Below are 6534 nucleotides of genomic sequence, written 5' to 3'. Positions count from 1 at the left end.
CAAAGCTTCCACTGGTCGCTCAGGCCGCTTCGTCTTCCGGAAAGGGATTGGGCTCCCCGGACTCCTCGACCAGGAAGTAATCGACGGGCTTGCCGGTCGCCTCAGCGTACCGGATCAACATTTCGGGGCCGGGTCTGTGCTTGCCCTGCTCAAGTTTGATCAGATGCTGGCGAGTAACGCCGCCCATCCGTTGCCCGATCGCGTCATGGGAGATGTCTGCATGTCGCCGCGCGCGTCGCATCCGGGCGGCGATCAGAGGCAGCGGCGCGTCCTTGATCTTCCGCCGCACCTCGTCGATACCGATCGTTGTCTCGCTCATGTCGCGTAGTCATACCACGTCTCACGCGACGTGTCAAGAGCTGGCTACAGCACGATCCTTCGTATCGTCTCGAGCGGGCACCCGTCCTTCACCAGCCGCCTGAGCTGCCCGATGTCGATCGGCGACTCCGCGAACAGCCGTGCTTCCGGCGACGTCAGGCCGGCGTCGAGCGCTTCCCAGTAGCGGCGGCGGCGAACCCTCTCAGCCTCGTTCGGCTTGACGGCCGGCTCGAGCTCAGTTTTCGCCACCGCACCGATCCGTCCTAGACCAGACCGGCTGGCATCCGGAACTCGGAGAGCGCTCTGGTGCCGACCTTGACCGCGTTCGCGTTGCGGCCATCCTGACCCCGCGACCCCCAACCGGTACCGGCCAGCACCGGACGTTGCGCCAAAGCCTCCGCATATGTGCGACCCACCCGATAAGGAACCGTCTCGAAGACAACGTCGCTGGTGACCCCGTTGCTCCAGTAGCCGCCCTGCCAAAGCGTCGTCATCCCCTCACCCGGCCAGTAGGTCTGGATCGACGGCTCGTTCACCTTCAGCACGCCGTTCGTCCACACCTGCAACAAACCGCGGCCGCCCTCGTCGGAGCGCCCCCAGCGAACCCGAATCACGAAATCCAGCCACGACCCTACAGCCGCCGTCGTCTCAGCTTCCGCCAACGCCTGGAAGTGATAGGGCCACCGCTCGAGCTCGCACGGCTGAACTGTCGCCAACAAACCGCTCGTGCCGTCGACGTACGTGGAGCCGCGATACCAGTCGAGCGCAAGCGGCGCGGTCCCGCACGACGTGCCGCGCTCGTTGCAGTAGTTGAAACCCTTCGGTGCGTCGGAGCCGTGCTGATGCCAGTCGAGCCACCGTCCCGGCGACCCCTGCACGCACTTGAGCGACGCGATCACCCACGTTTCGCGCCCCTGATGCAACCCGCCCGGCTCCCAGCGGATCGTCCCCATGTCCGCCTGGTTAGTGGAGCCGGACAGGAACGTCTCGACGGTGGGTTGTTTCCAGACGAGCCAGTGCCAGGCGTGTTTCTCGCCGCCGGGGTACGGAAGCACATAGGGGCCGGGATAGATCGTGTGGCGGTACACGTCTACTGTGCCGGTCGGCGAAGGCGGCGGAGGTGTCGGAGTTACTTGCCCGCCGATCTTGCCCAATGCGTCCATCGCCTTCCACCACTCGGTCTGGGAGACGTCCGCGTACTTGCCTTGTTGCAGACGGGACAGCCACGACGGGTAGCTAATCGACGTTTTCTTGAGCGCCGCGAGCGCGAGGTCGCGGAGCTCCGTGTCGGTCATGCGACCGGCTCGACGTTGGTGTAGGTGTCGGCCCCGAGCTGGGCGGTGTTGTCACTGCCGATGTTGAGCGCGAGCAGACCCTTGAGCGCGGATGCGAGCGCCGCGAATCCTGCGACTTTGAGTGCGTCCTGCCAGCCGATCCCGAGCGAGTCGAACACGGGGCTGGCGAGCAGCGCCCCAACGAACGTTTGGATTGCTGTCCAGGCAATCCGTTCGGCTGCGTCGATGATGAAACCTTTGGTCATGATGTCCTCTCTAGACGCTGATGGTGCCGCTGTCGGCGCCGCTGTCGGAGCCGGTGACGGTGACGTCGGCTGAGCCCTGGTAGTCGGCGGGGAAGGTGACGGTCGCGTACCCGTCGTTCTTCGTCTCGCGGGTCGACGGGTTGTCGGGGTCTTCCTGGTTGACGCTCGAGATGGTGACGTTGTCTCCCTTGACGAGCGACGTGTCCCATTTGATCTCGACGCCTCGCCTATCGGTGTTGATCTCAACCATGCTGTTCCTTCCTGTTAGATGGCGTTGGTGCCTGCGACCACGATGATCACGGTGCAGACGGCGATGATGAGCAGGCAGATGTCAGCGACGCTCAGGTTCATTCGGTTTTGCTCCTTTCAGGTGAGGGCGATCGAGAGAATCATTCGGTCGAAGTCTGTTACGACGAACGTCGCCTGGCCGCGTGCGCCCCGGTATCTACCAGTGCCGCCCGTGACCGACACGATCCCCCTGAACGAAGACTTGCTCGCGCCCGCAAGCGTGATCTTCCCCAGCGGAAACCGGGCCTCGAACGCGCACAGTCGTGCACCCTCTGTGACCCACCGGCAGCCGATGATCAGCGTGCCGATCGCGCGGCCTTGCCGATCGTTTAGTCGCCACTTCTGATCGACCGTGTCATCGGCCCGTCCCGGGCGACCGGTCTGGTTTGTTGTTCTGACCAGCGCCAGGGCTGTGACCTCGATCCGCCCGACGACCGCGGCGGCCGACGACGGGAGCACAAGCGCAGCAACGGCGAGGATGACGGCTGCGCGCACGATCATGGTTCGATCCCCGGTCGGAGTGGACACGGTTCCTCGCCCTTGGGTTCGAGCGCCACGATCGCGTCCCGAAAGTCCTGACGTACTTCCGGCGGCAGTTCCACTTCCGGATTCGTCCCGGTCGTCCGGAGAACGCTGACGATGATCGCGTCCTGCACCTCGTTCTCCCTGCACTGCTGGGAGACCGCGTCCGCCAAACCTTCGTCACGTCCTTGCAGGGCGGCGCTGACGGCGACCGTTAGCGCCCTGATCTGTTCGATCGCATCGTCGGCGCGCTCGATCGCCTTACGGTTGTCCTCGGCGACATCGCGGGTGCTTTGTTGGCGGTCGTAAAGGTAGTACCCCAGGAGGAGTGACGGGATCAGCGAGACGAACGCGAGCGGGAGCGCGATCAGTACCGAGATGCGGGGCAGCAGCCTCTTGTCACGCTGCACCCGCCGTGTCTCTGCTTCGACCCGCTGGTTCTCTGCTTCGCGTCGGCCATGCGAGACGGATTCACGTCGTGTCTCTGCTTCGACGCGTCCACCCTCTGCTTCGACCCGACCTGTTTCCTCCTGCTCATCCTCGGTGAGCACAATCTGGGTGCCGCCTTCGGCGATCCTGCGATCCCTCTCCTGTTTCTGGCGTTTCTCTTCCGCCGCAGCGCGGATAGCCTCAGCTTCCACCGCGACCTGCTCCAACTCGGTAGCGGCTTCTTCGGCGACCTGCTCCAGCTTGTCGGCAGCATCTTCCGCGGCTCGTTTGATCTCAGTCACAGTGGCCCCCACGCATAGATCGAATAGACGATGAGCCCGGCGAGCAGCGCGAGCACGAGCACGTCGGCCAAATGCGAGAAGAACCAGTGGATCCGCTGCTGGCGATCCGTCACTTCCCGTTCTCCCATTTCCCGATCAGGAACCTGGACAGCACCCCGGAGCCGACGATCCCCAAACAGACGGCGGCGAACGTCATCGCGATCGGGTTGTAGGTGCCTCTGAACGTCTCGACTCCGAGCAAAACAAACCCCGCGATCGACGAGGCTACGGCTCTGATCCGCTCCCACCATGTCCAGCCTCCTCGCTGAGGATCTACGACCATCCACGGTTACGGCACGAGCGCTGCCCCCGTCAGCACGGTCATGCTCCCAGCGCCCCGAGCTCCGGCCAGTTGCCCGGCGTCATCCCCTCCGACACATACACAGCGATCTGCCGTCCCCACGCGTCGAGCTCGCCCGCGCCGCCGTAGACCGAGAGCGCCGTGTTGTTCCAGAGCCCAGGGGTGGGGTTCGCGTAGTCGATGCCGCGCTGACCTGCCGCCCACATCATCTTCGAGATCGGGAAATGCGCGCCCCCATCCTGGACGTATGTCTCGATGAACGCGTGCGTGCAATAGGGTCGCAGCGCCTCGTACTCCACCGTCGTGAGCTGCCCCTCCGGATACTGGGTCGTTGGCTCCCGACGCATGAACGTGTTCAGCCCGTAGAGCGTCGTGATCAGCGACCTCGAGACGCCCGCGCCCGCGCCGGCCTGAAGGTTCTGGAGCGCCCGCTGGTACTCGTCCGGCGTCTCGATCTGCGGGATGTAGCCGTCCGCTCTGGCGACCGTCACCGCTTCCCCGTCACCAGTTTGTGGCGACCCCCACAGCGCGACCTTGAACCCGAACGCGCGGCACCTGTCAGGCACCGTCGGCGCGAACTGGCCGACCTGCAACGCCACAGTTTTCACGCCAGCAGCGCGCATCCGCTGCAGCGCCTCGTCGTTATCGCGGTACTGCGAATCGGAGAACCATCCCCACGCGGTGAACATCACCGGCATCGGCAACGCCCACGTGCTCGCCGGCTTCGCCGGGCCCGGTGGCGGCGGGGGCGGAGGAGGCGGACCGAGAGGCACCGCCTGATTCGTTTTCTTCAAAATGTCCCAACACCACGACGGGATCGACGCCGGCAGATTCGGCGGCCTAGACGCCTCCGGGTTCGAGAACCGCTCCCGCTGCCACGCAACCCAGCCGAGCACGCTCCAGCAGTAGGGAGCGACGACCGACACGTCGCTCGGCACCGTCGACGGCCTAGGGTTGGGGGAGCCTTTGAATCGCCAGATCACCCACGCGAGCAGCCAGTCATGCTGTGGCGTCGTGGGGATCTGGATCGGCGCTCGAGCGTTGACCTTGTCGAGCACCTCGTACGGCCAGACCTTCGGGATCATCTCTGCGACCGGGAAGCTCGTGGGCCGCGGGTCGGGGCGGCCTTTGCGTCGCCAGATGCACCAGTAGAGAACCTCGTTGGCGTAGGGGGGCACGACGGCCGGTAGCGTCGCGGGCCTTGTTTCTGTTGTGCCGCTGTTGATGCGCCAGGTGATGTAGTCGACGAGCCACGAGTCGGGTGCGGCGGGCCAGCTCACGGCTTGCACCTACGGCACGGAACAAGTCCGAGCTCGAGCGCCGCGCCCAGTTCCATCTCGGTCCTCCGGTGCGACACCGCCCGCGCCATCCGCACATACGCACAGCTAAACCGGTGGTAGCGCGGCCGGTTGCTGATCCTCACCACCATCGGCGGCTCGTCGACCCCGACGATCTCGCGCACCCGCGGCACATCCTCCTCACGCAACTTGTGCGTGAACGCCGACTGATCCGGTGTCAGCCTCGAGTAGGCGAGCGTGAACGCCGCCATGAACGCCTCCCCGCCGAGGTCGTAATACTCGCCGCTGTAGTCGGCCTTCTCCCACCACGAATGATCGTCGAAGTTGCCGCCGTGCCACACGAACATCAGGTCTTTCTTCTGCGTGTCGGTCAGCGGCAGGAAGTAGTCGACCGAATGCGCGAGCTCCGCGGACATCACCTCGCGCGCCAGCTCCGGCTGGGTTTCACAGCGGAGGTCGATGTAGATTCGGCCGTCCGTCCAGAACACGCCGGCGACGAACTCTCGCCCCTCGAGGCTGCGGGTCAGGGGGTGCGCGTCGCTGCTGTGGTGCGCGAGTGCTCCGTTCAGGTCTTGCCAGCCGATCGGGATCGGCCGCGACGCCGGCGACAGCTTGGCCCACGGGAAGCGGATGAAGTACGGGGATCCCGGTTCGAAGCAGCCAGCGAGGGTCTGCTGCTGCGCCTCTGTGCCCTGGAGCTCGTAGGTGCCGTCGGCGACGATCATCGAATTCCTGAGCAATGAACATGCCCCTCGTGGCCGCCGTACGAGTAGCGGCGCCACCCGCGGTCGCGCGACCAGATGCGATCACCGAGAATGACGTACTCGGTTTCCGCGCGGCCGGCCATCTTCTCGGCGAACGCCCTGGCGGTGATGTTGTTCCATCCCGTGCCAGGAGAGAATCCGAGGTCGAACGCCATTGCCGGGTTCACCGCATGATCTGACGGCGCGCCGCTCGGCAACCGTGACGCCGGGTTGTAGGTGCCCAAATCGCTCAGGCCCATCCGGCGGCCGATCGTGTACGCCTCCCACAGCGACGAATGCAGACTGTTGAACCCCTGGTTCGGCTCAACCAGCCGCGGCCTCACGCTCGCCGCGTACTCCTTCAACAACCGCACCGCAAGGTCGTCCATGTGGTCGTAGATCAGGTCGTGGGTCACCGGGCCGATCACCCCTGATTGGGAGATCCCGGCCAGCTCCTGCAGACGCTTCACATCCGTGACGAAGAAGACTCCAAAGGTGCGTCTGACGATTGGCGCTTTCGACATCAGCGTCGTCAGCCTGCCGCTCCCAAGCGCTCGAGCGACCCCGCGTTTGTGCGCCTCGACGTCCTTGCCGACCATCAGCTTCGGCAGGGTTAGTTTCAGCGTCCGGGTGAGCGCCATCGCGCTCGCCTATCGGCCTCTACGTCAGGTAGCGGATCCCGTGCCGGTAGATCACAGGCACGAGCTCTGGCGGCCCAAACATGTGGAACGCGACCGGCCACGCGGCCGTGCCG

The 6534-nt window shown here is 65.1% G+C and carries 11 protein-coding genes; all 11 read right to left on the bottom strand.

What is annotated here, in order from left to right:
- Nucleotides 1-19: 19 nt before the first annotated feature.
- On the bottom strand, nucleotides 20-319 hold the full coding sequence (locus H0X00_RS20365) for a helix-turn-helix transcriptional regulator (protein WP_293774335.1): 300 nt from the start codon (nucleotides 317-319) through the stop codon (nucleotides 20-22).
- Between the two features lie 44 nt (nucleotides 320-363).
- The gene (locus H0X00_RS20360) at nucleotides 364-567 is read right to left on the bottom strand and encodes a hypothetical protein (protein WP_293774333.1); all 204 of its coding nucleotides are present in this window, start codon (nucleotides 565-567) and stop codon (nucleotides 364-366) included.
- Nucleotides 568-581: 14 nt separating this feature from the next.
- On the bottom strand, nucleotides 582-1613 hold the full coding sequence (locus H0X00_RS20355; RefSeq protein WP_293774332.1) for a hypothetical protein: 1032 nt from the start codon (nucleotides 1611-1613) through the stop codon (nucleotides 582-584).
- The gene (locus H0X00_RS20350; protein ID WP_293774330.1) at nucleotides 1610-1858 is read right to left on the bottom strand and encodes a holin; all 249 of its coding nucleotides are present in this window, start codon (nucleotides 1856-1858) and stop codon (nucleotides 1610-1612) included. Before H0X00_RS20350 ends, H0X00_RS20355 begins: the two co-directional genes overlap by 4 nt.
- Before the next feature lie 10 nt (nucleotides 1859-1868).
- Entirely contained in the window at nucleotides 1869-2108 is a 240-nt protein-coding gene (locus tag H0X00_RS20345; RefSeq protein ID WP_293774328.1) for a hypothetical protein, read from the bottom strand.
- 116 nt (nucleotides 2109-2224) lie between these two features.
- Nucleotides 2225-2647 (bottom strand): hypothetical protein, encoded by a 423-nt coding sequence (locus H0X00_RS20340; protein ID WP_293774327.1) that lies wholly within the window; start codon nucleotides 2645-2647, stop codon nucleotides 2225-2227.
- The gene (locus H0X00_RS20335) at nucleotides 2644-3399 is read right to left on the bottom strand and encodes a hypothetical protein (RefSeq protein WP_293774326.1); all 756 of its coding nucleotides are present in this window, start codon (nucleotides 3397-3399) and stop codon (nucleotides 2644-2646) included. Before H0X00_RS20335 ends, H0X00_RS20340 begins: the two co-directional genes overlap by 4 nt.
- Nucleotides 3396-3527 carry a hypothetical protein gene (locus H0X00_RS20330; protein ID WP_293774325.1) on the bottom strand — a complete coding sequence of 44 codons (132 nt, stop codon included), beginning with the start codon at nucleotides 3525-3527 and terminating at the stop codon, nucleotides 3396-3398. The genes H0X00_RS20335 and H0X00_RS20330 overlap by 4 nt, the downstream gene beginning before the upstream one ends.
- Before the next feature lie 232 nt (nucleotides 3528-3759).
- Nucleotides 3760-5019: a hypothetical protein gene (locus H0X00_RS20325; RefSeq protein ID WP_293774323.1), complete on the bottom strand. Its 1260-nt coding sequence runs from the start codon at nucleotides 5017-5019 to the stop codon at nucleotides 3760-3762.
- Nucleotides 5016-5762 (bottom strand): hypothetical protein, encoded by a 747-nt coding sequence (locus H0X00_RS20320; protein ID WP_293774321.1) that lies wholly within the window; start codon nucleotides 5760-5762, stop codon nucleotides 5016-5018. The genes H0X00_RS20325 and H0X00_RS20320 overlap by 4 nt, the downstream gene beginning before the upstream one ends.
- Nucleotides 5759-6421, bottom strand: a complete 663-nt coding sequence (locus H0X00_RS20315; protein ID WP_293774319.1) for a hypothetical protein — start codon at nucleotides 6419-6421, stop codon at nucleotides 5759-5761. Before H0X00_RS20315 ends, H0X00_RS20320 begins: the two co-directional genes overlap by 4 nt.
- Nucleotides 6422-6534: the final 113 nt, after the last annotated feature.

The organism is Sporichthya sp., assembly GCF_013815995.1.
Lineage (GTDB): Bacteria > Actinomycetota > Actinomycetes > Sporichthyales > Sporichthyaceae > Sporichthya.
The sequence above is the reverse complement of the archived record's forward strand: the minus strand, read 5'-3'. Positions and strand labels throughout refer to the sequence as shown.